Origin of the sequence: Gemmobacter aquatilis (assembly GCF_900110025.1) — a bacterium.
In the GTDB taxonomy this organism is placed as follows: domain Bacteria; phylum Pseudomonadota; class Alphaproteobacteria; order Rhodobacterales; family Rhodobacteraceae; genus Gemmobacter; species Gemmobacter aquatilis.
The window spans coordinates 261,794-285,879 of sequence record NZ_FOCE01000004.1 but is presented as its reverse complement, the minus strand read 5'-3'; the positions used below and the strand labels follow the sequence as shown (position 1 = coordinate 285,879).

The 24,086-nt window shown below is 66.6% G+C and carries 26 protein-coding genes; 5 read left to right on the top strand and 21 right to left on the bottom strand.

Annotated features, from left to right (window positions below; translation table 11 throughout):
* Positions 1–9 precede the first annotated feature (9 nt).
* From BMX43_RS09815 to BMX43_RS20190, 13 genes are all read right to left on the bottom strand, one after another.
* Positions 10–660, bottom strand: coding sequence for a phage tail tape measure protein (locus tag BMX43_RS09815; protein ID WP_091300804.1), 651 nt, complete (start codon positions 658–660; stop codon positions 10–12).
* The gene (locus BMX43_RS09810; RefSeq protein WP_091300909.1) at positions 617–856 is read right to left on the bottom strand and encodes a rcc01693 family protein; all 240 of its coding nucleotides are present in this window, start codon (positions 854–856) and stop codon (positions 617–619) included. Before BMX43_RS09810 ends, BMX43_RS09815 begins: the two co-directional genes overlap by 44 nt.
* Complete coding sequence (locus BMX43_RS09805) at positions 853–1,173, bottom strand: gene transfer agent family protein (protein WP_091300802.1); 321 nt, start codon at positions 1,171–1,173, stop codon at positions 853–855. Before BMX43_RS09805 ends, BMX43_RS09810 begins: the two co-directional genes overlap by 4 nt.
* The gene (locus BMX43_RS09800) at positions 1,173–1,586 is read right to left on the bottom strand and encodes a phage major tail protein, TP901-1 family (protein ID WP_091300801.1); all 414 of its coding nucleotides are present in this window, start codon (positions 1,584–1,586) and stop codon (positions 1,173–1,175) included. Before BMX43_RS09800 ends, BMX43_RS09805 begins: the two co-directional genes overlap by 1 nt.
* 66 nt (positions 1,587–1,652) lie before the next feature.
* The gene (locus tag BMX43_RS09795) at positions 1,653–2,045 is read right to left on the bottom strand and encodes a DUF3168 domain-containing protein (protein ID WP_091300799.1); all 393 of its coding nucleotides are present in this window, start codon (positions 2,043–2,045) and stop codon (positions 1,653–1,655) included.
* Entirely contained in the window at positions 2,042–2,380 is a 339-nt protein-coding gene (locus BMX43_RS09790; RefSeq protein WP_091300797.1) for a head-tail adaptor protein, read from the bottom strand. The genes BMX43_RS09795 and BMX43_RS09790 overlap by 4 nt, the downstream gene beginning before the upstream one ends.
* The gene (locus tag BMX43_RS09785; RefSeq protein WP_091300795.1) at positions 2,377–2,973 is read right to left on the bottom strand and encodes a head-tail connector protein; all 597 of its coding nucleotides are present in this window, start codon (positions 2,971–2,973) and stop codon (positions 2,377–2,379) included. Before BMX43_RS09785 ends, BMX43_RS09790 begins: the two co-directional genes overlap by 4 nt.
* 138 nt (positions 2,974–3,111) lie before the next feature.
* Positions 3,112–4,308 (bottom strand): phage major capsid protein, encoded by a 1,197-nt coding sequence (locus tag BMX43_RS09780; protein WP_091300793.1) that lies wholly within the window; start codon positions 4,306–4,308, stop codon positions 3,112–3,114.
* A gap of 39 nt (positions 4,309–4,347) precedes the next feature.
* On the bottom strand, positions 4,348–4,920 hold the full coding sequence (locus BMX43_RS09775) for an HK97 family phage prohead protease (RefSeq protein ID WP_425431798.1): 573 nt from the start codon (positions 4,918–4,920) through the stop codon (positions 4,348–4,350).
* Positions 4,921–4,923: 3 nt separating this feature from the next.
* Positions 4,924–5,178, bottom strand: a complete 255-nt coding sequence (locus BMX43_RS09770) for a GTA head formation protein, RCAP_rcc01685 family (protein ID WP_245749433.1) — start codon at positions 5,176–5,178, stop codon at positions 4,924–4,926.
* Positions 5,175–6,347 (bottom strand): phage portal protein, encoded by a 1,173-nt coding sequence (locus BMX43_RS09765; RefSeq protein ID WP_091300791.1) that lies wholly within the window; start codon positions 6,345–6,347, stop codon positions 5,175–5,177. Before BMX43_RS09765 ends, BMX43_RS09770 begins: the two co-directional genes overlap by 4 nt.
* 246 nt (positions 6,348–6,593) lie before the next feature.
* On the bottom strand, positions 6,594–7,892 hold the full coding sequence (locus BMX43_RS09760; RefSeq protein WP_091300901.1) for a DNA-packaging protein: 1,299 nt from the start codon (positions 7,890–7,892) through the stop codon (positions 6,594–6,596).
* Positions 7,885–8,211, bottom strand: coding sequence for a hypothetical protein (locus BMX43_RS20190; protein WP_091300903.1), 327 nt, complete (start codon positions 8,209–8,211; stop codon positions 7,885–7,887). The genes BMX43_RS09760 and BMX43_RS20190 overlap by 8 nt, the downstream gene beginning before the upstream one ends.
* Positions 8,212–8,618: 407 nt before the next feature.
* Between BMX43_RS20190 and BMX43_RS09750 the strand changes: the two genes are divergently transcribed.
* Positions 8,619–9,314, top strand: coding sequence for a hypothetical protein (locus tag BMX43_RS09750; protein ID WP_091300790.1), 696 nt, complete (start codon positions 8,619–8,621; stop codon positions 9,312–9,314).
* Between the two features lie 127 nt (positions 9,315–9,441).
* Here BMX43_RS09750 and mltG read toward each other — a convergent pair whose 3' ends face one another.
* The 5 genes from mltG to fabD form a co-directional block, all read right to left on the bottom strand.
* Complete coding sequence (gene mltG, locus BMX43_RS09745; RefSeq protein ID WP_091300788.1) at positions 9,442–10,620, bottom strand: endolytic transglycosylase MltG; 1,179 nt, start codon at positions 10,618–10,620, stop codon at positions 9,442–9,444.
* Positions 10,620–11,882 carry a beta-ketoacyl-ACP synthase II gene (gene fabF / locus BMX43_RS09740; RefSeq protein WP_091300899.1) on the bottom strand — a complete coding sequence of 421 codons (1,263 nt, stop codon included), beginning with the start codon at positions 11,880–11,882 and terminating at the stop codon, positions 10,620–10,622. Before fabF ends, mltG begins: the two co-directional genes overlap by 1 nt.
* A gap of 356 nt (positions 11,883–12,238) precedes the next feature.
* Entirely contained in the window at positions 12,239–12,472 is a 234-nt protein-coding gene (locus tag BMX43_RS09735; protein ID WP_091300786.1) for an acyl carrier protein, read from the bottom strand.
* A gap of 206 nt (positions 12,473–12,678) precedes the next feature.
* Positions 12,679–13,416, bottom strand: coding sequence for a 3-oxoacyl-ACP reductase FabG (fabG, locus tag BMX43_RS09730; protein ID WP_091300783.1), 738 nt, complete (start codon positions 13,414–13,416; stop codon positions 12,679–12,681).
* Positions 13,417–13,578: 162 nt separating this feature from the next.
* Entirely contained in the window at positions 13,579–14,508 is a 930-nt protein-coding gene (gene fabD, locus BMX43_RS09725; protein WP_091300781.1) for an ACP S-malonyltransferase, read from the bottom strand.
* A gap of 164 nt (positions 14,509–14,672) precedes the next feature.
* Between fabD and BMX43_RS09720 the strand changes: the two genes are divergently transcribed.
* Positions 14,673–15,884, top strand: a complete 1,212-nt coding sequence (locus tag BMX43_RS09720) for a cytochrome b/b6 domain-containing protein (RefSeq protein ID WP_091300779.1) — start codon at positions 14,673–14,675, stop codon at positions 15,882–15,884.
* 137 nt (positions 15,885–16,021) lie between these two features.
* On the opposite strand, the gene BMX43_RS09715 is transcribed toward BMX43_RS09720, so the two are convergent.
* The 3 genes from BMX43_RS09715 to BMX43_RS09705 form a co-directional block, all read right to left on the bottom strand.
* Positions 16,022–16,594, bottom strand: a complete 573-nt coding sequence (locus BMX43_RS09715) for a YceI family protein (protein ID WP_091300897.1) — start codon at positions 16,592–16,594, stop codon at positions 16,022–16,024.
* 158 nt (positions 16,595–16,752) lie between these two features.
* The gene (locus BMX43_RS09710; RefSeq protein ID WP_091300777.1) at positions 16,753–18,015 is read right to left on the bottom strand and encodes a vWA domain-containing protein; all 1,263 of its coding nucleotides are present in this window, start codon (positions 18,013–18,015) and stop codon (positions 16,753–16,755) included.
* A 253-nt stretch (positions 18,016–18,268) separates the two neighbouring features.
* Entirely contained in the window at positions 18,269–19,165 is an 897-nt protein-coding gene (locus BMX43_RS09705) for a LysR family transcriptional regulator (protein ID WP_091300775.1), read from the bottom strand.
* Between the two features lie 182 nt (positions 19,166–19,347).
* Between BMX43_RS09705 and BMX43_RS09700 the strand changes: the two genes are divergently transcribed.
* The 3 genes from BMX43_RS09700 (at position 19,348) to BMX43_RS09690 (ending at position 24,038) form a co-directional block, all read left to right on the top strand.
* A complete protein-coding gene (locus tag BMX43_RS09700) occupies positions 19,348–20,070 on the top strand; it encodes an isochorismatase family protein (RefSeq protein ID WP_091300773.1) in 723 nt (240 codons plus the stop codon).
* Positions 20,071–20,154: 84 nt separating this feature from the next.
* Positions 20,155–22,233: a hydantoinase/oxoprolinase family protein gene (locus BMX43_RS09695; protein ID WP_091300772.1), complete on the top strand. Its 2,079-nt coding sequence runs from the start codon at positions 20,155–20,157 to the stop codon at positions 22,231–22,233.
* On the top strand, positions 22,230–24,038 hold the full coding sequence (locus BMX43_RS09690) for a hydantoinase B/oxoprolinase family protein (protein WP_245749432.1): 1,809 nt from the start codon (positions 22,230–22,232) through the stop codon (positions 24,036–24,038). The genes BMX43_RS09695 and BMX43_RS09690 overlap by 4 nt, the downstream gene beginning before the upstream one ends.
* Positions 24,039–24,086: the final 48 nt, after the last annotated feature.

Here is a 24,086-nt window from a genome sequence, read left to right as displayed (position 1 = left end):
AACCTTACCTCACCTGTTGCGCTGACCACGCGCCATGGCCCGCGCCGCCTGCGCCGCGATCTGGCTCTGGCTGCGCTGAAACCCCGCCACATCGGGCGTCTGGATGTTCATCACGATGTTGACCGGGCGCCCGCCCCCCGCCGCCTGCACGCCCAGCCGCCCGTCGGCGCCGCGGGTCAGCGGCATGATCGCCTCCGGCCCCGCCTCGCCCATCAGCCCGGTCGCGCCGCGCATCGGAAAGCGCACCGGCTGCGACACCACGCCCCCCTTGGCAAAGGGCATCACCCGGCCTTGCGAAAACGCGCCGCCCTTGGCAAAGGCCATGCCGCCCAACAGCCCGTTGATGCCTTCCGCCACCAGCCCGCCCAGCGCATTCTGCACCGGCTTCATCGCCACACCATACAGCGTGCTGACCATGCTCTGCGCCACGCTCTTCAGCACATCCGACAGCCGCGCCCCGTCGAACACCAGCCCGTCAAAGGCGCGCCGCAAACCGCCGCCGATGCCCGTGCTCAACTGGTTCACCTCACGCCCGGTATAGGCCAGGCTGTCGCGCATCCGGCTCAACTCGCCCTCGAACGCGCCCACCATGCCGCTGGCACTGCCCAGCGTCGCCTCAAGCGCTGTCACCTGCTCTTGCAGGGTCTCGATATCCGCCATCGCCCCTCTCCTGTCTCACATCGGGAAACGCCGCCGCCAGCTCGTCCAGCCGCGCCCGCGTCAGGGCCGGGGCGGCGCGTTCCGCCCCCAGCATGATCCGCAGTTCCACCGGGCTCAGCCGCCAGAACGCCTCCGGGCTCAGCCGCAGCCCGTGCAGCCCCACCCGCAGCAGGCCCGGCCAGTCGATCCCGCTCATGTCTCGCCCGGCAGCGCGAAGGCCCGCGCCAGCAGTTCCGCCGCCGCCCGTGCCGCCGCCACCGGCCCGCCGGCAATCTCCACCGTCCGCAGATCCGCCGCCGTGCCCTGCCAGCCACCGCCGCGCAGCCCCGCCACCACCAGCGCCAGCACATCGCGGCTGGAAAACCGCCCGCCCTCGAACCGCTCGACCAATTCGATCAGCGTGCCCGCCTCCAGCGCCGCCTCCAGTTCCGCCAGCGCGCCCAACGTCAGCTTCGCCACATGGCGCTGGCCGTTCAGCACCAGCGCCACCTCCCCCGCCCAAGGGTTCGCCATCACAGCGCCGTAAAGGTCAGCGCCCCGGCCGAGGCCAGCGTCAGCTCATAGGTCGCCTCGCCATTATGGCTGCCCGCATATTCGATCGCGGTGATCTGGAACGGCCCCTCCACCACGCCGAAATCCGGGATGATCACCTGAAAATTCGGCACTTCCCCGTCAAAGAAGATCTGCCGCGCGCGTTCATCGGTATTCGCATCGCGGAACACCCCCGAGCCGGAGATCGAGGCCGACCGCACCCCCGCCCCCGCCAGCAATTCGCGCCAGCCGCCCTGGCTTTCCAGGCTGGTCACATCCACCGTTTCCGCGTTGAAACTGATGCGCGAGGCGCGCAGCCCCGCGATGGTCTCGAACTGAAGACTGCCATTCAGGTCGATCTTGATCAGCAAATCCTTGCCGCTTTGCACTGCCATGCCAATTCTCCGATTTCATGCTGAATGCTGCGACTTATCCGCAGAAAGACCGCAGCAATTGTTCGATCAGTCCTCGATCCGCGCCACGAAACGCAGGTCGATCCGCCGCGCAGCCCCCGCCTCCAGCCGCCGCGCCTGCGCTTTCACGAAGCCCAGCCAGACCACCCGCCCGCGCGCCAGCACCAGCCCCGCCCCCAGCAGCGCGTCGGAAATGCGCACCGCGATCTCCTTCGCCGCCAGAAAGCCCGCCGCATCCGAAATCACGCTGATGACAAAGCGATGCTCTGCCCCCGCGCCGCTGGCGTCCGAGGCATCGACCGCCTCTTCCGGCCCAAGGATGACAAAGGTTTCCCCCGCGCCGCCCGGCGGCAGCGCGTCATGCACCGCCACATCCGGCAGGTCCGCCACCAGCCGCGCATAGACCGCCGCCTGCAATGCCGCCGCCCCGCCATAGCTCATGCCCCACCCTCCTCTCGGGCGAAACAGGTCAGGTAGAACCCGCCGCCATCGCGTTCCGTCACCGCCAGAATGGCGAAGATCCGCCCGCCATCGCGGAACCGCTGCCCCGCCACCGGGCGCGACGGCGCGCCCTGCGGCGCGCCCCGCACCGTGATGCGATAGGGCACCGAGGTCAGAACCGCCTCCGGCCCGGCAACATCGCGCCCCGCCCCCGGCAGCACCTCGGCCCACAGCGTGCCAAGCCCCACCCAGCTTTCCACATAGCCGCCCGCGCCATCCGCCACGGCCTGCCGCGCCTCCAGCACCAAGGGCCGCGCCAGCACCGGCCCGCTCATGCCGCCCCCCCGCCCAGCACCCGCACATTGCGCCAGCGCTCGATCAGCGCTTGCACCGCGCGCGGCACAGCGCCCGCCTGCGCCGCTTCTAGCCGGTGTTCGTAATATTCCGCCGCCAGCAGCAGCACCGCCTGTTGCAGATCGGCGGGCACCGCTGCCCAGCTCGCCCCGAACCCGGCGGTGAACACCACCTCCACCTGCCCATCCACCGGCACGCTTGGCAGCAGCGTGCCCAGCGCCACCAGACGCGGGCGGTGCCGGTCCGGCATCACCCGATAGCGCGACGCTGCCACCACCGTGCCCGCCCCCGCGCTGTCCACCAGCGTCACACTCTCCACCGCACTCACCGGCGCCACCGGCAGCGCCTGCCCCGCCGGGTCGCGCCAGTCGGGCAGCACCAGCTTGAACACCCGCGCGATCAGCGCCTTGCCGATCCGCCCCTCCACCGCCGCCATGGCCGCGCGCAGATAGCTTTCCACCAGCCCGTCCTGCATCGCGCCATCGGCGAAACCGCTGCCCAGCCGCAGATGATCCTTCAGCGCCTGAACCGGCAGCGCCGCCCCCGGCACCGTCGTCTGTTCGATCAACATCATGTTTCTGCTCCCTCATCCCCTCCAGGGGGTCGGACGCGCGCCCCGCACCACTCGGACGGAGGGGGAGGCTGCTAGAAGGCGCGTCACCGGCGCGCGTCCGCTGGCCCGGCGCAACCCGCCGGGCCATCCGTCACCCGATCAGGCCGTGGCGATCTTCAGCAGCTTGATCGCGGCGTAATCGGTAATGTCGCCCCCCACGCGCTTGGACGCATAGAACAGCACATGCGGCTTGGCCGAGAACGGGTCGCGCAGCACCCGCAGATCCGGGCGTTCGGCCACGGTATAGCCCGACTGGAAGTCGCCGAAGGCAATCGGATAGGTATTGGCCGCAATATCCGGCATATCCTCGCAGACCAGCACCGGATACCCCATCAGCCGCGCCGGTTCCGCCGCCGCCAGCCCGTCCGACCACATGAAGCGGCCATCCGCATCCTTCATCTTGCGCACTGCCCCCGCCGTCTTGGAATTCATCACGAAGGCCGCATTGGCGCGGTAATCCGCCCCCAGCGCATAGACCAGCGAGATGATGCAATCCGCCGCATTGGTCGTGGCAAAATCCGCCGCCGCCCCGGTGGGCACATAGCCCAAAGACCCCCAGGTCCAGCTAGCATTGGCCACCTTGGCGGGCAGCAGAATGCCCTTCGGCTTGTCCACCCCGTCACCATTGATGAAGGCCGCCGATTCCGCCCGGATGAACCGCGTGGCGATCCGGCCCGCCAGCCAGCTTTCCACGTCAAAGGCGCTGTCATCCAGCAGGCGCTGGCTGGCCTTCGACATCGCCGACAGCTCGTGCAGCTTGATCGAGATGCGCTCCACCGCCGGGGTCGCACTCTCGCTCACCGATCCGGTTTCCGTCTGCCAGCCCGAACCGACCTCGCTCCGGTCGATCAGCACATCGAACGACGGCCCGTCCACCTGCACCACATTTGCAATCGCCCGCAACGACGATGTGGCCACCAGCATCGACCGGATGGTCTCCGAGGTGCGCGGGTCCACCAGATAGCCGCCATCCGCCGCCACGGCGGTAGACATGGCCTTGCCCTCCAGCACCAGCCCGCGCAGCCCGTCATCATCGCCCGACCGCAGATAGGCGTCGAACGCCTTCACATGCGGGGCTTCCACCTCGGCATGGGCCGAAAGCGCGGGGCGGCCGTAGGTCATGGTTTTCCGATCCAGCATGGTCAGTCGCTCTTCCTGTTGTTGCAATGCAGATTTCATCTCGGTCTGAAAGCCTTTGAACTCTTTCAGGAACCCGCTCATCGCGGCGGCCACTTCTGCCCCCGGATGCAGGGCCGCAGGCAAAGCGCCACCGGCCCGAGCCTCTCTCTCGGTCATCGTCTCTTCCCTCAAAGGTTGATCCCGTCCTGTGGCCGCCTAACGGTCGGCCAGGCTTTGGCGCGCATCCTCAAGGATCTGCGCCAGACTGCGCCAGCTCTCCGCCTCCAGGCTCTCGCCCTTGGCCGAAACCCGCGCCTCCGCCAGCATGGGAAAGGTGACAAGCGACACTTCCCACAGCTCCAGCTCGCTCAGAACGCGGCGGTTCTTGCCGTCGCGCTCCGCCTTGACGGTGCGATAGCCGATCGACAGCCCGTCCATCGCCCCCGCCGCCAGAAGGGCCGCCGCCTCGCGCCCCTTCTCCACATCCATCAGGATACGCCCCTTGACCCACAGGCCCCGCGCATCCTCGCGCACCTCGTCCCAGACGCCGATCGGCTGCGCCGGGTCATGCTGCCACAGCATCTTCACCCGCCGCCCCGCCCCGGCCAGTGCCGCAAGCGATGCCGCATAAGCCCCCGCCTGCACCACATCGCCGCCCTGATCGCGGGCGCCGAACAGGCTGGCATAGCCCTCCACCACCGCGCCCTCCGAAACCCGGATCGCCGGCGCCGCCCCGCCCAGCGCCACGAACTTGCGCTCCGGCGCGCCATATTGCTGCATATATCCCATCGCCTACCTCATTGCCGCCCTCAGCAAAGCCTCGGCCCCCTGCGCCAGCAGAAAGGCCGCAACGCCGTAAACCCCCAGCCAGATCCGCTTTTCCAGCCGCTCCAGCGTGCCTTCGATCTGGCCCAGCCGGTATTCCAGCCCGTTCCAGCGCGCCTCCGCCACCCGCTCGTTGGCCTCGATCCGCGCATGGGCCGCATCGAAACTGTCATACAGAAAGCGCGAGCCGCTGGCGGGCACCGGCCGCTCCCGCGCGCTCATTCCGGCTCCGAAATCCGCGGCAGCCCCAGCAGCGCGCGCCGCTCGCCTTCGGTCAGGAAATCCGCCGCCCCGACCCGCGCCCAAAGCTGATCCCGCTCCCCCGCCAGCGCCGAGATCTGGTCCGGATCGGGCTTCAGCTCCACCGCCGCACCGCTGAACCCTTCCAGCCAATGCGACACCGCCGCCGCCACCTTGCCGACCAGCGGCAACACCGTCAGCCGGTAAAAGGCGCGGTTGGCCTCCTGATAATTGGCATAGGTCGCGTCGCCGGTGATGCCGACCAGCATCGGCGGCACGCCAAAGGCGATGGCGATCTCGCGCGCCGCCGCCAGCTTGGTCTCGTGAAACTCCATGTCCGAGGGGCTGAACCCCATCGGCTTCCAGTCCAGACCGCCTTCCAGCAGCATCGGCCGCCCGGCATTGCGCGCGCCCTGATGATTGGCTTCCAGCTCGAACACCAGCCGGTCATATTGCTCGGTCGACAGGCCGCCGCCTTCCACCCCCTTGTAGACAATCGCCCCCGAAGGGCGCGCCGCATTGTCCAGAAGCGCCTTCGACCAGGCACTGGCCGCGGCATGAACATCCACCGCCACCGCCGCCGCCTGCAACGGCGACAGCCCATAGTGATCGTCCAGCGGATGATAGCTGCGGATATGGCAGATCGGTGCCGCCCCGCCCATCATGTCAAACCGATGCACCTTGCCACCAACGCGGTAGTCATAGGCCACCGGCCAGCCATCCGCCCCCGGCACCAGCGCCATCCGGTCGGATCGCAGCACATGCAGCTCGCCCGGCAGCTTGCCGGCACCCGGCACCGCCTCCAGATAGGCGTTCCCGCTCAGCAAAAGCTGCGTATACAGCGCCTCGAACAGATCGGCCCGCCCCTGCACCGCATTGGGCCGCCGCAGCAGATCCAGCACCGGATGCCCGTCAAAGCGCCGCATCTCGTCCTGCAACACCAAAGGCACCGCCGCCGCCGCCTCGGCAATCAGCCGCACTGCCCGATAGCCGATCGGATTGCCCTGAAAGCCGTTCTTCACCAGCGACCCGGCATCGCGCGGGCTCCACGCCACCCGCCCCGACCCGCCATAGGCCACCAGCCGCCCCGCCGCCGAGGCTTTCGTCTCCGGCACCGCCTTTTCGGCCCGCCGCAGGAAATCGAACACCATCCCGCCTCACTCCTTCATCCGGGCAAGCGCCCGCCTCGCCATGCCCGCAAGCACAGCCCCACGATCCAGCTTCACCCTGGTCCAAATACTCCCGGCGCCCCGCAGGCCGCCCCGCGCCACACACCCTCTCCCCCCGGGGGAGAGGGCAGGGTGAGGGGGAGGCCCGACAACAGCGCCAACCCCACCACCCCGCACTCCCCTCCCCCTGCAGGGGGAGGGCCAGGGAGGGGGTCAGCCACTTCACCCCTACAACACCCGCACCTGCGGGCGCTGCGCCGCCTGCCCCGGCTCGATCATCAGCGCCGTCAGCGCCCAGACCAGCGCATCCACCCGGTCGGGCGAGCCCTTGCCCTCAAACCCCCGCGTGGTCATCCGGCACATCTGGTCCTCCAGCCGCGCCAGCCCCCGCACATGGCTCACCCGCCCTTGCTCGTACAGCGCCGCCACCGGCTCCGCCCGCGCCACCTTGCCCTTGCTGGCCCGCACCGCGCGATAGGGCACCAGCGGGTCCACCTGCCGGATCACCGATTGCACCAGATCGCCGCCCTGATTAACCTCCGCCACCAGCCGCGACGCGCCATGCCGCGCCATCGCCGCCAGCGCCGCCCGCGCCCAGGCATCGGGCGAGGCGCCCTGCACAGACGCATCCTCCAGCACCACCGCGCGCCAGTCCTGCACCGGCCCCTCGGTCACCGCGCCCACCACCACGATCCCGCATGCGTCGGAACCGCTGTGCCCGCTGACCGGCGGGTCCACCGCCACCACCACCCGGCTGAACACCGGCAACTGCTCCACCCGGCCCCGCTCCAGCATCGCCGCCGTCCACAGCGCGCCCTCGGCATCCTCCACCAGCTCGCCGCCCAATTCCTGCCGACCGGCCCGCGTGCCGCCATAGCGCGCCTGCACCTCCTCCAGAAAGCTCGCCGCCAGATGGGCGCGGTTCGCATCGGTCGGCGCATGTGTCAGCACCGAGGACGGGTTGTTCAGGATCGCCTTCAGCACCGCCACATTGCGCGGCGTCGTCGTCACCACCTGCTGCGGATGCGCCCCCAGACGCAGCGCGAATTGCAACTGATCCCAGGTCTCCTCGGCCTTCTTCCACTTCGCCAGCTCGTCCACCCAGGCCGCATCGAACTGCGGCCCGCGCAGCGCCTCCGGCTCATGCGCCGAAAACACCTGCGCCACCGCGCCATTCGGCCAGACCAGCCGCTTGCGCGTGGCCTCCCACACCGGCCGCCGATCCGGGGGGGAACAGGCCAATATCCCGCTTTCGCCGAACACCATCACCTCGCGCACCTGATCCACCGTCTCGCCCACCAGCGCCACCCGCCGCGCCCGGCCGGGGTCGGCGGGGCGCGCGCCTTCCACCTGCGCGCGCACCCATTCCGCCCCGGCCCGCGTCTTGCCCGCGCCGCGCCCGCCCATGATGACCCAGGTCTTCCAGGCCCCCTCAGGCGGCAGTTGATGCGGCAGCGCCCAGAATTCGAACATCCAGGGCAGCGCCAGCAGCGCCCCGCCGCTCAGGCCCGCCAGAAACTCATCCACCACATCCGGCGTCACGGAGGCGAGCCAGCCTGCGCCCGATCTCGTCCCGCGCCGCGGCGAAATCCAGCTCTCCGGGGCCTCCTGCGACCCCGGCAACCTGCTTGCGGAGTTTGTCAACGCGTGTCCTCTCATCCATGACCAGCTGGAACGCGGCGCGCAGATCCTTGACGGCCTGCATGGCCCCCCTGACCTCCAGATCGCCCTGCCGCAGCCTTTCGGTTGCCGCGGCCAGCTCCTGCGCCACGTCCAGATACAGTTCTTCCGTTGCCCGCAGCAAAGCTTCAGGCTCGTGTTCCCCTGCGGAGAATTTCATCGTCATACTGCTGTGCCCGCCTCTCATGCCTCCGCACGAGTGATCGGGAAAACCAAGGCCCCGGTTCCCCGGCCCCAAAGCTCACCCTGTCTTCTAGCATGGGACAATCATTAGCCCAGGTTGAGCGGGATGTCAAATATTATTGTATTTTCAATATGTTAACGCATAGCACGCCACAAGGGACGACGCGCAACACCCAAGAAAAATGCCCCATCCGGGGCCTGCCTTGATATCTTGGACATTTTTGCAAAGCCCGATCTTCCCCGCCGGGCAGACAGTGCCGCGCACCGGCCTGACACAGCAACAGGCCGGGTCACGTCCATGCCATGGCTTCCATACAGGCTTGCGCTTGCGCGAAACGACCCAGGGTCTTACACCCAAAACAGAACGCCCTTGAAGGGAACGAGGCACCCATGTTGCGCGTATTGATTGCAGCCCTGATGGCCATCGGCCTCGCAAAGGCCCTTCATGCAGACCCAGACCCCGGCCATCTCGTCACTCTGAACACGCGGACCTTCGATCTTGGCATCGAGGTCGCAAAGATGCGCCGCGATCCCGATTTCGTACCGATGAACGAAATCGACTGGCTGAAGCCCATCCTCGACGCCGATCCCGCTCTCGGCCCAACCGTCTTCCATATCGAGATGGCCCATCCCAGCATCAAGACCGCCGCCAGACTGTGGGAATGGGGCGAGGCAGGCAAGGCGGGAACTCTAGCTTCCCGCTTCAGATACACAAGCCACATCCCGGAACGCTTCCAGCTTCCCGGATTCGAGACCCGCTCGTATCACGAGAACGGGCAAGGTTCCGTCGTGATGATCCCGACAGATCCGTCGGCAAATTTTTCGGTATCGTGCGACCTCAACCCGAGGACGGACGCGCTGCTTTTCTGCGTCCTCTACGCCGCCTACCCACCCGATCCGCTGATCTTCCTGAAAGCCCGACTTTATCACCCTGCACCCCAAACAATCCGTAGCGCGCCCCTCCATGCCATTGCGGCCCGGATGCGCGAGATCGCCTCTTGTCTGGATGTGACGGTGCAACCGCTGGACCGCGCACCCGACGGCCTGCCGAAACTGCAAGACTGTCAAAGCGGACCGGGGGCGTAAGGCGCAGCGCGACTCACGCGCTCCGCCCCCCATTTCAGGCCTTCACGCATCCCCCAAAATCCGCCCGACAGCAGGCGCACCAGGGGTGAACAGGGGGTGTACCGATGTCACCCCCCCTTTTCGGCGCTCAGTTCCCCTGCACGCCGCCCGCGTCGGGGGTTCCCTGTTGCGCCTCGATGGCGCGCCATTTGGCGACGTTCTCGTTATGCTCGGCCAGCGTTTTGGCGAAGACATGCCCGCCCGTGCCATCGGCCACGAAGAACAGGAAATCGCTGCTTTCGGGGTTCAGCGCCGCCTCGATCGACAACCGGCCCGGATTGGCGATGGGGGTCGGCGGCAAACCGTCGATTACATAGGTATTGTAAGGGGTTGCCCGGCGAAGCTCGCTTGCGCGCAGCCCGCGGCCCAGCACGCCCTCGCCCTTGGTGATGCCATAGATCACCGTGGGGTCGGTCTGCAATTTCATCCCTTGTTTCAATCGGTTGACGAAGACACTTGCCACAAGCTTGCGCTCTTCGGCGATCCCCGTCTCCTTCTCCACGATGGATGCCATGACCATCGCTTCTTCCGGCGTGTCATAGGGCAGCCCCTCGGCCCGCGCGGCCCACAGATCGGCGATGATCTGCGTCTGCGCCGCCTGCATCCGCGCCAGAACCTCCTCGCGCGCGCCGCCCTGTTCCACCTCATAACCATCCGGGGCAAGGCTGCCCTCGGGCGGCACGGAAGCAATTGATCCGTCAAGGAAATCTGCGTGTTTCAGGCTCTCGGTCACCATCCAGCTCGTCACCCCTTCGGCCAGCGTGACCTGCCAGCGCAGATCCCCCTCCTGCACCGCCGCGGCATAGGCCTGCGGCGCCGGTTCCACCGCCGGATCGAACTTCGCCACCTCGACATAGCTGCCCGAAGCCGCATCCAACTCGCGCAGGATGATCTCGGCCTTGGCCACGCCGATCCGGTAATTCACCTCACGCCCGCAGGTCGAAGCCCCGCCTTGGGTCAGGATGTCCAGCACCTGTGCCATCGAGGCGCCCTCCGGCACCAGATAAGACCCGAATTTCAAGCCCTTGGCCTTGCCCGAGTAATCCGCCCCGATGCGGAAGATCCGCGCATCCGACACCGCGCCCTGCGCTTCCAGATTGCGGCTCACCTCGCTCAGCGAGGCGCCCTTGTCCACTTTGACGCAGATCGCCTGCGCCAGCGGCCCCGGCCCGCTATACTGGTTGCGCCCCCAGGCCAGCAGCCCCGCCGCCGCGATCAGCAGCACGATGAACAGCGTCAGCGCGTTCGAGGCGATGGAGCGCCACATCAATCCTGCACCCGCCCCAGCACCAGCGAGGCATTGGTGCCACCAAAGCCAAAGGAATTGGACAGCGCGATGTCGATCTTGCGGTGCACTGCCTTGTTGGCCGCAAGATCCAGTTTCGGCGTCACCGCCGGGTTATCCAGATTGATCGTCGGCGGCGCCACCTGATCGCGGATTGCCAGCACGCAGAAGATCGCCTCCACCGCACCAGCCGCCCCCAGCAGATGCCCGATGCTCGACTTGGTGGAGGACATCGTGGCCTTGGCCGCCGCATCCCCCATCAACCGCTCCACCGCGCCCAGCTCGATCGTGTCGGCCATGGTCGAGGTGCCGTGCGCGTTGATGTAATCCACCTGGTCCGGCGTGATCCCGGCTCGCTTCAACGCCGCCGCCATGGAACGATAGCCGCCGTCCCCATCCTCGGCCGGTGCGGTGATGTGATAGGCATCGCCCGACAGACCATAGCCCAGCACCTCGGCATAGATCTTCGCACCGCGCGCCTTGGCGTGCTCATATTCCTCCAGCACGACGACGCCCGCGCCTTCGCCCATGACAAACCCGTCACGGTCGGCATCATAGGGCCGGCTGGCCTTGGTCGGATCATCGGCGCGCTTGGTCGAAAGCGCCTTGCAGGCGTTGAACCCCGCGATGCCGATTTCGGAAATCGGGCTTTCGGCGCCGCCCGCGACCATCACATCGGCATCGCCCCACTGGATCAGCCGCGCCGCATCTCCAATCGCATGGGCGCCGGTGGAACAGGCCGTCACCACCGCATGGTTTGGCCCCTTGAAGCCGAAGCGGATCGACACCTGCCCCGAAATCAGGTTGATCAGCGCGCCGGGGATGAAGAAGGGCGACACCCGCTTCGGCCCCTTTTCCTTGATCAGAACCGCCGTGTCGGCAATCGTCGAAAGCCCGCCGATACCAGAGCCCAGCATGACGCCAGTGCGCTGACGGCTTTCCTCGTCCTGCGGCTCCCATCCCGCATCGCGGACGGCCTGCACGGCGGCGGCCATGCCGTAAAGGATGAAATCATCCACCTTGCGGCGGTCCTTCGGCTCCATCCAGTCATCGGGGTTGAAGGTGCCGTTGCTGCCATCGCCCAGCGGTATTTCGCAGGCATATTGGGTCACGACATTGGACGCATCGAACCGCGTGATCGGCCCGGCGCCGGACTGGCCAGCCAGAAGCCTGCTCCAGGTTTCCTCAACCCCGCAAGCCAGCGGTGTCACCATTCCAAGACCCGTGACAACAACACGACGCATCGGCATTTCCCTCTTTCGAAGCCCCGGCGGGGCGCGTTCTGCCCCGAGGTGATACACGCCCGAGTTTCCTTAGGCAACATTAGGCCTTAGCCAACACCGGCCCTGGACGGCAGGGAACCGCAGACGACAAGGCAGATATCGGCAGCCGCGACGTTTTCCGACGAGAGCCCGTCCGTCGGGGGCATCGAGCCCCCGCCTGACGATTGCCATGGAAAGCATCGCCCGCAGCTCACCCCGCCGGGCGACCGCGTAGCGGCGCGGTCAGATGGGTATTTGGGCAAAGAAGAAGCCGCAGCCGGGCCAAAGAAAAAGGGCGCCCGCAGGGGCGCCCTGTTCCTGGCGGCAAAGCGGTCGCCTCAGACAGCGCCCGAGATGAACTTCACGGCATCGCCGAAGGTCTGGATTGTTTCGGCAGCGTCATCCGGAATCTCGATCCCGAACTCTTCTTCGAAGGCCATCACCAGCTCGACGGTGTCGAGGCTGTCCGCGCCCAGATCGTCGATGAACGAGGCGTTCTCGGTCACCTTGTCTTCTTCGACGCCGAGATGCTCGACGACGATCTTCTTCACGCGATCCGCGATGTCGCTCATGTCACTTCCTCATATCGTTACGGGGTGGCCCCCGGTCTGGTGTCCCTGCCACGGGTTGCCCCGAAGCTCGTTCCCCCGCGTTCGGCAGGGCACCAAAGCCTTGCGGTCAATGGTGGTTGCGTTCGGGGCTATAGCAAGCGGGCAAGAGCTTGGCAAACCCTTTCCACAGGCTCCGCCAGCCGGATTGCCGCAGTCGCATCGCAGCGTCAGATCATCGCCATGCCGCCATTGACATGCAGCGTCGTGCCGGTGACATATCCCGCCTCGGGGCTGGCCAGATACAGCACCGCCGCCGCGATTTCCCCCGGATCGCCCATGCGCCCGACCGGGACCTGCGTCAGGATTCGCGCCTTCTGCTCATCATTCAGCTTGTCGGTCATCGCGGTGGTGATGAAGCCCGGCGCCACACAGTTCACGGTGATGCCACGGCTGGCCACCTCGGCCGCCAGCGATTTCGACATGCCGACCATGCCCGCCTTGGAAGCGGCATAATTGCCCTGACCCGGGTTGCCCGTGGCCCCCACCACCGAGGAGATGTTCACGATCCGCCCCCAGCGCGCCTTCATCATGCCGCGCAGCACACCCCGGCACAGCCGGAAGGTGGAGGTCAGGTTCACGTCGATCACCGACTGCCATTCATCATCCGACATGCGCATGAACAGGTTGTCGCGGGTGATCCCGGCATTGTTCACCAGCACATCGACCGATCCCATCGCCGCAACCGCTGCCTTGGGCAGCGCCTCGACACTGGCCGCATCGGACAGATCGCAGGTCGCCACATGCACCCGGTCGCCCAGTTCTGCCGCCAGCGCCTCCAGCGGCGCCAGCCGCGTGCCCGACAGCGTGACCGTGGCCCCCGCCTTGTGCAGTGCCCGCGCGATATCGCCGCCGATCCCGCCCGACGCGCCGGTGACCAGCGCATTCTTTCCGCTCAAGTCAAACATCGTTCCGCCTTTCCCAGAAACCCAGCCCCGCTGGCTTCTTCTTTGCCCAAATCCCCTCGGGGGGAGGCCGCAGGCCGTGGGGGGCAGACAGCCCCCCGCGACGGCCCCGTCCCGCGGCTTTGCCCCGATACCGCGCCGCGATTTTTCGCAGAAAAATCGGCCTCAGCCCTTTGCTGCCGCCACATCCTCGGGCGTGCCGACCGCGCGCTGCGTGGTTTCCTTGGCAATCCGCTTGATCATGCCCGACAGCGCCTTGCCCGCGCCGATTTCCCAGAACTCGGTCACTCCGGCGCCGACCATCCATTCCACACTTTCGCGCCAGCGCACCGATCCGGTCACCTGCGCGACCAGCAGGTCGCGGATGCGGCTGGCCTCTGTCACCGCTTCGGCGCGCACGTTCACCACCACCGGCACCGCCGGGTTTTCAATGGTCACCGCCGCCAGCGCCTCGGCCATCACATGGGCGGCGGGCTGCATCAGCGCGCAATGGAACGGCGCGCTGACCGGCAGCATCAGCGCCCGCTTGGCGCCGCGCGCCTTGGCGATCTCGACCGCGCGTTCCACCGCCGCCTTGTGGCCGGACACCACCACCTGCGCCGGATCGTTGTCATTGGCCGCCTGACAGACCTCGCCCTGCGCCGCCTCGGCGGCCACCGCCATCGCGGTCTCGAAATCCAGCCCCAGCAGCGCCGCCATGGCGCCCACACCTACCGGCACCGCCTCTTGCATGGCCTGACCGCGGATGCGCAGCAACCGCGCCGTATCGCTCAGCCCCAGCGAACCCACGGCACAGAGCGCCGAATATTCGCCCAGCGAATGCCCCGCCACGAAAGAGGCCGTCGCGATGCCGATCCCTTCGGTCTCCAGCGCCCGCAGCGCTGCGATCGAGGTCGCCATCAGCGCGGGCTGGGCGTTCTGCGTCAGCGTCAGCGCGGCAATATCCCCCTCCCAGATCAGGGTGGAGAGCTTTTCGCCCAGCGCCTCATCCACCTCGTCGAACACCGCTTTCGCGGCGGGATAGGCCTCGGCCAGTGCCTTGCCCATGCCGATGGTCTGCGCCCCCTGACCGGGGAAAACGAATGCGCGGCTCATATGCCCTCCAACCTGAATTTCACCGCAGGCTTACCCCGCCCCGCCCGGTTGCGCAATCTTTCGTGAGCCTGCCCTGCAGGCCCGCACAGGCGCTGTGCGGCCCGCCCCGGTTCCGCCGCCTGCCCCGCCCTGCTATGCTGCGCCGCAGCACAGAGGAGCCACCCATGCCCGCCCAGAACGCCCCCACCCGCTATGGCAGCGTTGCCCGCAGCCTGCACTGGCTGACCGCCTTGCTGATCCTGTCGGCCATCGGCCTTGGCCTTTACGCCGAAGATCTGCCCTATGACACGGCGGAAACGCTGGCCGCCAAGGCGCAGATCTTCTCGATCCACAAGACCATCGGCGTCGCGGCCTTTTTTGTGGCGCTGGCCCGCATCCTCTGGGCGCTCAGCCAGCCGCGCCCCGCGCCGCTGCACCCGGAACGGCGGCTGGAGACGCTGGCCGCCGAAACCGTGCATTGGGCGCTGTATATCTCGATGCTGGCAGTGCCGCTGTCGGGCTGGGTGCATCACGCCGCCGTCGAGGGCTTCGCGCCGATCCTGTGGCCCTTCGGGCAAAACCTGCCCTTCGTGGCGAAATCCGAAACCGTGGCGACCATTGCCACCACGCTGCACTGGCTGTTTTCCAAACTGCTGATCGCCAGCGTCGCGCTGCACATCCTTGGCGCGCTGAAACATGCGCTAATTGACCGGGACGGCACGCTGGCCCGCATGACGCGCGGGGCCGAGGCCGGAAAGACCAGTGCCCGCCATCCGCGCGCGCCGATCCTCGTGGCGCTGGGGCTCTATGCGGCAGGCGCCTTCGCCGCCGTGTCGATGACCGCACCGCCGCCCGCAGCCCCCGCAGCACAGGCCACAGCTCCGGCGCCGCAGGCCACAGCGCCGGTGCAGACGGCAGGCAACTGGCAGGTCACCACCGGGACGCTGGGCTTCACCATCCAGCAGATGGGGGCCGCGGTTTCCGGCAGCCTGCCGGACTGGGCCGCCGAGATCCGCTTTGACGAAACCCCGGTGGAGGGCAAGAATGGCCATGTGCGGGTCAGCATCGACACCCGCACCCTGACGCTCGGCTCTGTCACCGATCAGGCCAAGGGGGCCGAATTCTTTGACGTGGCGCAGCACCCGACGGCCGTGTTCGAGGCCGACATCCTGCCCGCCGCCAACGGCTATATCGCGCAAGGCACGCTGACGCTGCGCGGGGTCACCCTGCCGCTGGCGCTGCCCTTCACGCTCACCCTCACCGGCGACACGGCAGAGATGGCGGGCAAGGTGACGCTGGACCGCCGCGCCTTCGGCATGGGCGCCAGCTATGGCGACGAGGCGACCATCGGCTTCAACGCCGAGGTCGCGGTGAACCTGACCGCCACCCGCCGCTGATCCCCATCCCCCGCACACAGGCGGCGCCCCGATAAAGGGCGCCGCCTTTTTCATGGCCCCGCCACGCAGGATCAGCAAAGGAAAAGGCCGGGGGTTTCCCCCCGGCCTTCGTTTCATCGCACCTGAAGACGAAAGGCTCAGTCGGCCTTCTTCGCCTCGATCGAGATCTGCACCTGAACTTCGTCGCTGACATAGGGGGCGAACATGCCCAGATTGTAGTCGCTGCGCAGCAGGGTCGTGGTGCCGGTGAAGCCAGCCCAGGGCTTCTTCTCCATCGGGTGTTCCATCACCTGGGTCAGCGCGGCGTCCAGCACGATGGACTTGGTCACGCCGTTCAGCGTCAGGTCGCCGGTGATCTTGGCGGTCTTCTCGCCGGTCACTTCGATGGCGGTGGATTTGAAGCTCACCATCTCGTCATCGGTGGCGCCGAAGAAATCGGGCGACATGAAGTGATCGAACCGCGCCTGCCAGCCGGTCAGCATGGTCTTGACCGGGAAGGACACTTCGACGCTCGACGCGGCCGGTTCGGCCTGATCGAAGGCGATCTTGCCCTCGAAGCCCGAAAACATGCCATAGCCGGTGGAATAGCCGAGGTGGTTGTAGCTGAACACGATCTGGCTGTGGCTCGGGTCAAGCACATAGGCTTCCGGGGCGGCAAGGACCGGGGCGGCGACAAGCGCGCCAAGCAGGGAAAGGGCGGAAAGGCGGATCACGGGGACACTCCGTCTGAAGGGATCGCAGGCAATGCTGCACCCGCGAAGTGTAGCCAATCCGGGCCAAAGCGCACAATTCAGCGCCTATGAACAGGGTCTGTTCGTGGATGAACATCACCATGGCGTCAGCGGGGCTTGCTGATCGGAAGGGCCGATCAGTCCCCGGCCATCAGCCGCAGCATCCGCGCCCGTTCGCCCCCGTCGCCGGGATCGGAAATCGCCCGCGCCAAAGCCTCCAGCGAGGCGATGGAATGGCCTGCGCGGAAGGCATCGACATGCGGCATCATCGCGCGGATGCCGGTGGCCTTGGGCGCAAACCCCTCCCAGCGCAGCAGCGGGTTCAGCCAGATCAGGCGGCGGGCCGACAGGTGCAACCGCTCCATCTCGCGCCCCAGTTGCCCGGTATCGTCGCGGTCCAGCCCGTCGGTGATCAGCAGCACCACCGCCCCCTGCCCCAGCACCCGGCGCGACCAGTCGCGGTTGAAGGCGTGCAGACAGGCGCCGATCCGCGTGCCGCCCGACCAATCCTGCGCCTCGGCCCCCGCCGCCTTCAGCGCCGCATCCACATCCTTTTGCCGCAGATGCCGGGTGATATTGGTCAGCCGCGTGCCAAAGGTGAAGCCATGCACCCGTGCCCAGCCCTGCCCCTTGCGATTGGCCACCGCGTGCAGGAAATGCAGCACCATCCGGGAATATTGCGACATCGACCCCGAAATGTCGCAGATCACCACAAGGTTGGGCCAGCGCGTGGCGGGTGCGCGATGCGCCAGCGCGGTGATCTCGCCGCCCTTGCGCAGGCTGTCGCGCAGCGTGCGCCGCCCGTCCACCCGCCGCCCCAGCGCATCGGCGATCAACCGGCGCGAGGGCAAGGGCTTCACCGGCAGCGCCAGTTTGGCCAGCATCCGCTTCGCCTCGGCGATTTCGGCCACCGACATCTGTTCGAAATCCAGCGTTTTCAGCCGTTCTTCCCGTGCCATGGTGGCCGAGGCGTCAATCTCCACCTGCTCCTCGGCGCCCGGTTCTTCCTTCTGGTCGGGCAGGTCGCGGTTGGCGCCATCCAGCAGCGCCTCGGCCGCGCGTTTCTCGGCGGCCTCGGCGGCACGTTCTTCCTGCACGCCGCGAATGGCGGGCAGCATCAGGCTCATCATATGTTCCATATAGCGCGGGTCGCGCCAGTAGAGCCGGAAGACCTGATTGAACACCGCGCGATGTTCCGGGCGGCTGACGAAACAGGCGTGCAGCGTCCAGTAGAAATCGCGCCGCTCGGTGAACCCCACCGCCTCGACCGCGCGGATCGCGTCGATCACCCGGCCCGTGCCGATCGGCAACCCCGCCTTGCGCAGCGCCCGGGCGAACCACAGGATGTTGCGCGACAACTGGCCGTCTTCCGGCAGATCAAGCTCGGCATAAGTCGCCATCGGTCCTACCGGGGGCTTTCACACCCCGCCCCCCAGATCTTTGTCTCGTCCCTCGGTTTGGCTGGGCGCCCGAAGGTCTGCAGCCGGACCCCGCGCGGGTCATGGCCACAAGGATAAGAGCAAATCGCCACTGCAGGGAGTGGCATTTGGTCCTGGTAGCCCAATAGCGGCGCGACGGCTTCGGGCTGCAGCGTCCGCAAGTACCCACGGGGCCACACGGGATTTCCGGCGCCCTGGGGTCGGTACGCGCGGGTCAGCGCGCAGCAAGGTGGCGTGCCAGTTCAACAAAGGTGCGCACCTGCTGGCTGCGGTTGGTGCGTTTCCACACCAGCGCGGTCCGGCTGCGGAACCCCGGATGCATGATCTGGCGCACCTCGACATTGCGGCCCAGAAAGCCGATCAGGCTTTCGGGGTAGATCGTCACCCCCAGCCCCGCCGCGACGAGCCCCAGCAAGGCCAGCGTATTCGAAGCCTCCAGCGTCACCCGCAGCGACACGCCCTCGCTGTTGAACAGGTCGTTCAGCCGCCAGCGATATTCGTCCCATTCCCGCATGTCACCCAGAATGATGTCCTGATCCGCCAGATCGGCAGGGGTGATTCTGGTGCGGTGCAGCAAAGGGTGATTGCGCGGCGTCACCACATACAGCGGCTCGGCGGTCAGTTGGACGCTGTGATATTCGGAATGGTCGAACGGCCCGATCAGATACCCCACATCAATCTCGTCCTTGGCCAGGGCCAGCTTCTGCCCCTGCGTGCGGATATAGCGCAGGTCCACGTCGATATGCGGATGCGCCGCGCGGAACCGGGCCACGGCAGAGGGCATCACCTCGGTCGCGGCGAAGGCCATGTAACCGATGCGCAGAAGGCCCGATTTTCCTTCGGCAATACGCCGGGCGGCGGTGATCGTTTCTTCGTAGCGGCGCAACAGATGGGCGTTGTCGGCATAGAATTGCTGCCCCGCCTGCGTCAGCGACACCTCGCGCGTGGTGCGTTCCAGCAGCTTGAAGGCAACCGCATGTTCCAGCTTCTGGATGCGCCGGGTCAAGGCGGATTGGTCGAGATTGAGCCGCTCCGCCGCGCGGCGGAAGTTCAGCTCCTCCGCGAGGATCAGAAACGACTGGATATTGTCCAGCCCGGCAGGTCCGTTCATGCACGCCGCCCTCCTGCCGCCGGATTGATGCGTGGCGGACAATAATAATTGCTGACACGCCATTTCCCCCGCGTCAATCCACGCGGGATAGTGAGGACAGAGCGGCGCCCGACAGCAGGCCGCCTGCTCCAGCCCCAAGGCCGCCCGCGACAGGGCCGCCACTGAAAAACAGGAGAACGACCATGAGCGAAGTTGATGCCAAGGAACTGGACCGGCTGCTGCAGCAGGCCTTCGACACGGCCAGCAAGCTGTACCAGCAGCGCGGCTTTCAGCGCCGTGTCGGCTTCGGCAAGCGCCCGGCTCTGGTGAGCGTGGATCTCGCCAATGCCTGGACCCGCCCCGGCAATCCCTTCACCTGCGATCAGGAGAAGATGGACAACGAGATCATCCCCGGCATGCAGAAGCTGCTGAAAGCCTTCCGCGCCGCCGATCTGCCGGTGGTGCATGTGACCACCGCCTATGAAATCACCGACCGCAACGCCGATTTCACCGACATGGGCCTGTGGCACAACAAGATCCCGGTGGATGTGGTCGATCTGGCGAACAAGGATCTCTGGGCGATCGACAGCCGCATCGCGCCGGTGAAGGGCGAATATACCCTGCTGAAAAAGCGCGCCTCGTCCTTCCACGGCACCGAACTGGCCGGTATCCTGCGGGCCAATGGCGTGGACACGATCCTGGTGACCGGCGTGACCGCCTGTGCCTGCGTGCGCCAGACGATCTGCGACGGCATCGCCGACGGCTTCCGCACCATCGCGGTGAAAGAGGCGATTGGCGACCGGGTGCCGGGCGCCGTGGCCTGGAACCTGTTCGACATCGACGCCAAGTTCGGCGACGTGCATACGGTTGATGAATGCGTGGCCTATATCGACGGGCTGGCCGCCCAGAAGATCGCCGCCGAGTAAGGGATCGGGCCGCCGGGGCGCAGGCTCCGGCGGCTGCCACCCTGCCGCAGGACAGGCGGGGGGCCAACCAACAGGAGTTCAGACATGGCCAGAATCGGCGTCGACGTTGGCGGAACGAATACCGACCTCGTGCTGGAATGCACCAAGGGCGTCTTTTACCACAAGGTGCCCACCACGCTGAAAAACCAGTCCATCGGGGTGGTGGAAGGGGTGCAGGGCATCTGCCGCAAGGCGGGCATCGACACGACCGACGTGGAGATGATCGTGCACGGCACGACCACCGCGACCAATATCACCATCGAGCATAACGGCTCGGAATGCGGGATGATCACCACCCACGGGTTCCGCGACATCCTGCATATCGGGCGGCACAAGCGCCCTTACAATTTCTCGCTGCATTTCGACGTGCCGTGGCAAAGCCAGCCGCTGGTCAAGCGCCGCAACCGCATCGCCGTGCGTGAACGCATCCTGCCGCCGACCGGCGAGATCGTCGAACCGCTGGATGAACAGGCGGTGCGCGAGGCCTGCGCCCTGTTCCGCAAGCGCGGCATCAACTCCATCGTCATCGGCTTCATGTTCGCCTTCCTGAACGACGCCCATGAACGCCGCGCGAAAGAGATCGTGCTGGAGGAACTGCCCGGCGCCTATGTCACGCTGTCGTCCGAAGTGGCGAATGTGATGCGGGAATACGAGCGGTTTTCGACCGCCGCGATGAACTCTTATGTCGGGCCGAAAACCGCCTTCTATCTGCGCGATCTGGACTCCCGGCTGCGCGAGGCGGGCGTCACCTCGAAACTGCGCATCATGCAATCGAATGGCGGCGTGTCCACGGTCGATGCCTGCGCCAAACGTCCGGTGCGCATCCTGATGTCTGGCCCTGCGGGCGGGGTGATCGGCGGCGCGTCGGAAGGCGAAATGGCGGGCGTGCCCAATATCATCACCGTGGATATCGGCGGCACCTCGGCAGATATTTCCACCATCCCCGGTGGCGTGGTGAAGATCATGAACCCGCGCGATACCTATGTGTCGGGCCATCCGGTGCTGACGCCGATGATTGATCTGGTGACCATCGGCGCGGGCGGCGGCTCGGTCGCCTATCTGGACGAAGCCGGGGCCTTCCATGTCGGACCGCGTTCTGCCGGGTCGGAACCCGGACCCGCCTGCTATGGCAGGGGTGGCACAGAACCCACCGTCACCGATGCGCAGATCGTGCTGGGGCGGCTGGACCCCGACATGGCCCTGGGCGGCGATCTGAAGCTGGACGCGGCGCTGTCGCACAAGGCGATCGAGGAAAAGATTGCCAAACCGCTGGGCATGACGGTGAAGGAAGCCGCCCTTGGCGTGCTGAAGATCATCAACAGCAACATGGCGCTGGCGATCCGGTCGAACTCGGTCGCCCGCGGCATCGACCCGCGCGAGTTTTCCATCATGCCCTTTGGCGGCGCTGGCCCGCTGCATGGCGTGGCGCTGGCCGAGGCGATGGCCTGCCGCGATGTGATCGTGCCAGTGGCGCCGGGCATCACCGCCGCCGTGGGCCTGCTGAAAACCGATCTGCAATATGAATACACCGAAGCGGTGATCGTGGAGCTGATGAAGGCCGGGCCCGCCGAATTCGCCCGCATCAACGCCGCTGTCGCCACCCTGCAGGGCCGGGTTCAGGCCGAGCTGGACAATGACGACATCCCGCGCGATCAGCAGAGGATCACGGTCGTGGCCGAATGTCGCTATCACGGTCAGGGGTTCGAGCTGCGCGCCGCCATGCCCGACGGGCCGGTGACGGATGCCAACCGCCACGTCATCACCGACAGTTTCCACGATCAGCACCAGCTCGATTACGGCTACAGCTATCGCACCGCCGAGGTGGAACTGATCACCATCCGCGCCATCGGTTCGGCCTCGGTCCGGCGGATCGAGATCCCGACCATCGCGGCAACGGATGGATCGAGCATCGACCGGGCGCTGATGTTCGTGCGCACCACCACCTTCGACGATGGCCGCACGCTGGAAACCCCGCGCTATGACCGCACGAAACTGCTGGCTGGCGACCGCGTGCCCGGCCCCGCGATCCTGCACCAGCACAATGCCACCACGCTCGTTCCCCCCGGCTGGGTCGCCGAGACGCTGGACTATGGCAATACCCGCATCCACCGCATTGGCGCATGAGAAAGGTCGAACCGATGAACCAGATGACCAGACCTGCCCCCGCCACAACCGTCGATCCGATCACGCTGCAAGTGATCCGCGGCAGTTTCGAGACCATCGCCGAAGAGATGGGCCATGTGCTCTATCGCATGTCCTTTTCGTCGATCATCCGCGAAAGCCAGGATCTTGGCGCCGGGCTGTTTGACGCGCATTTCAACACGCTGTGCGAATCCGAATCCACGCCGATGCATATCGGCTCGATCCCCGGCTATCTGCGTGGCATCGCCGAAACGCTGGAAGATGACGAGTGGTATGAGGATGACGTGGTGGTGCACAACCACCCCTATCACGGCGCCTCGCATACGCCGGATCTTGCCATTGTCGTGCCGGTGTTCTTTCAGGGCCGCCTTGTCGGCTTTGCCGGCAACACCGCCCACCATGTCGATATCGGCGCCGCCACGCCGGGGCTGATCATCGACGTGCCGGATGTGTTCGCCGAAGGCATGCTGTTCGCGGGCACCAAGCTCTATCGCAAGGGCCAGCCCAACAATGCGATGTGGAACTACATCCGCCGCAACAGCCGCGCAGCACAGCAACTGGTCGCGGATATCGAGGCACAGGTCGCCTCGGCCCGGCTGGGCGCCAAGCGCTTTGTCGAACTGCTGGAGAAATACGGCGAAGACATCGTGTTCGCCGCCGCCAATCAGCTGATGGACTATTCCGAACGGATGACCCGCCAGCGGATCAGCGAAATCCCGGATGGCGATTACACCGCCGAAGGCTGGCTGGACGATGATGGCCGCAACCGCGACAAACGGCTGAAGGTCAAGGTCACCGTGCGGGTGCGCGGCGACGAGGTGGAGGTCGATCTGACCGGCTCCGCCGACCAGACCCCCACCGCCTATAACGTGCCCTTCGAAGGCTCGACAAAGGTCGCCGCCTATGCCGGGTTCCGCAAGCTGCTGCTGGATTCCGCCGTGTCGGATATCCGCGTGCCGTCGAACGAAGGTTCGTTCCGCCCGATCAAGGTCACGGCGCCGCTGGGGTCGATCTTCAACCCCAAGGCCCCGGCCTCGGCCGAGGCGCGGTTCACCCAGTGCAACCGGATGATCGACCTGATCATCCGCGCGCTGGCCCCGGTGATGCCGGAACAGGTGATCGCCGGCTCCTCCGCCTCGATCAGCTTCGCGGCCTATTCGGGTGTGCGGCCTTCGGGCGATTACTGGGTATTTCTGGAGGTGAACGAGGGCGCCTATGGCGGGCGCCCCCGGTCGGACGGGCCGGACAGCATCGACAACCTGATGGCCAATACCCGCAACAACCCGCTGGAAGATCTGGCGATGCACATCCCGATGATCTGCGACCGCTACGAGCTGCGCGATGACGTGCCGCCGGGCGCGGGCGAGTTTCGCGGAGGCATCGGCGTGGTCAAGGCGCAGCGGGTGCTGACCCCGGCCTTCATTACCCACGAATCCGAACGCCATACCGAAGCGCCTTGGGGCATCTTTGGCGGCAGCGACGGGGCGGTGGGCAAATGCACCCTCACCAACCCCGGCCACCCGGGCGAGGAGAAGGAGATGTATTCCAAATTCTCGGGCCTCGCCGTCGATGCGGATGACGTGATGACCTATTACAGCCCGAATGGCGGCGGTTACGGCGACCCGCTGAACCGCCCCGCCCTGAAGGTGCTGGAAGATGTGCTGGACGGCTATTACAGCGCCCAGCACGCGAAAGAGGCTTACGGGGTCGTCGTCGATCTCGAAGCCGAAACGGTAGACATGGCCGCGACCGAAAAGCGCCGCCACGCCATGCGCCAGATCAGCTGAACCTGAAAAGGGGCCGCAGATGCGGCCCCTTTTTCACCAACAAAAGGG

Excerpts from the sequence above, each read along its gene's own strand:
- BMX43_RS09815 (WP_091300804.1), bottom strand. The coding sequence starts at position 660 with ATGGCGGATATCGAGACCCTGCAAGAGCAGGTGACAGCGCTTGAGGCG.
- BMX43_RS09810 (WP_091300909.1), bottom strand. The coding sequence starts at position 856 with ATGAGCGGGATCGACTGGCCGGGCCTGCTGCGGGTGGGGCTGCACGGG.
- BMX43_RS09805 (WP_091300802.1), bottom strand. The coding sequence starts at position 1,173 with ATGGCGAACCCTTGGGCGGGGGAGGTGGCGCTGGTGCTGAACGGCCAG.
- BMX43_RS09800 (WP_091300801.1), bottom strand. The coding sequence starts at position 1,586 with ATGGCAGTGCAAAGCGGCAAGGATTTGCTGATCAAGATCGACCTGAAT.
- BMX43_RS09795 (WP_091300799.1), bottom strand. The coding sequence starts at position 2,045 with ATGAGCTATGGCGGGGCGGCGGCATTGCAGGCGGCGGTCTATGCGCGG.
- BMX43_RS09790 (WP_091300797.1), bottom strand. The coding sequence starts at position 2,380 with ATGAGCGGGCCGGTGCTGGCGCGGCCCTTGGTGCTGGAGGCGCGGCAG.
- BMX43_RS09785 (WP_091300795.1), bottom strand. The coding sequence starts at position 2,973 with ATGATGTTGATCGAACAGACGACGGTGCCGGGGGCGGCGCTGCCGGTT.
- BMX43_RS09780 (WP_091300793.1), bottom strand. The coding sequence starts at position 4,308 with ATGACCGAGAGAGAGGCTCGGGCCGGTGGCGCTTTGCCTGCGGCCCTG.
- BMX43_RS09775 (WP_425431798.1), bottom strand. The coding sequence starts at position 4,920 with ATGGGATATATGCAGCAATATGGCGCGCCGGAGCGCAAGTTCGTGGCG.
- BMX43_RS09770 (WP_245749433.1), bottom strand. The coding sequence starts at position 5,178 with ATGAGCGCGCGGGAGCGGCCGGTGCCCGCCAGCGGCTCGCGCTTTCTG.
- BMX43_RS09765 (WP_091300791.1), bottom strand. The coding sequence starts at position 6,347 with ATGGTGTTCGATTTCCTGCGGCGGGCCGAAAAGGCGGTGCCGGAGACG.
- BMX43_RS20190 (WP_091300903.1), bottom strand. The coding sequence starts at position 8,211 with ATGACGATGAAATTCTCCGCAGGGGAACACGAGCCTGAAGCTTTGCTG.
- BMX43_RS09750 (WP_091300790.1), top strand. The coding sequence starts at position 8,619 with ATGTTGCGCGTATTGATTGCAGCCCTGATGGCCATCGGCCTCGCAAAG.
- mltG (WP_091300788.1), bottom strand. The coding sequence starts at position 10,620 with ATGTGGCGCTCCATCGCCTCGAACGCGCTGACGCTGTTCATCGTGCTG.
- fabF (WP_091300899.1), bottom strand. The coding sequence starts at position 11,882 with ATGCGTCGTGTTGTTGTCACGGGTCTTGGAATGGTGACACCGCTGGCT.
- BMX43_RS09735 (WP_091300786.1), bottom strand. The coding sequence starts at position 12,472 with ATGAGCGACATCGCGGATCGCGTGAAGAAGATCGTCGTCGAGCATCTC.
- fabG (WP_091300783.1), bottom strand. The coding sequence starts at position 13,416 with ATGTTTGACTTGAGCGGAAAGAATGCGCTGGTCACCGGCGCGTCGGGC.
- fabD (WP_091300781.1), bottom strand. The coding sequence starts at position 14,508 with ATGAGCCGCGCATTCGTTTTCCCCGGTCAGGGGGCGCAGACCATCGGC.
- BMX43_RS09720 (WP_091300779.1), top strand. The coding sequence starts at position 14,673 with ATGCCCGCCCAGAACGCCCCCACCCGCTATGGCAGCGTTGCCCGCAGC.
- BMX43_RS09710 (WP_091300777.1), bottom strand. The coding sequence starts at position 18,015 with ATGGCGACTTATGCCGAGCTTGATCTGCCGGAAGACGGCCAGTTGTCG.
- BMX43_RS09705 (WP_091300775.1), bottom strand. The coding sequence starts at position 19,165 with ATGAACGGACCTGCCGGGCTGGACAATATCCAGTCGTTTCTGATCCTC.
- BMX43_RS09700 (WP_091300773.1), top strand. The coding sequence starts at position 19,348 with ATGAGCGAAGTTGATGCCAAGGAACTGGACCGGCTGCTGCAGCAGGCC.
- BMX43_RS09695 (WP_091300772.1), top strand. The coding sequence starts at position 20,155 with ATGGCCAGAATCGGCGTCGACGTTGGCGGAACGAATACCGACCTCGTG.
- BMX43_RS09690 (WP_245749432.1), top strand. The coding sequence starts at position 22,230 with ATGAGAAAGGTCGAACCGATGAACCAGATGACCAGACCTGCCCCCGCC.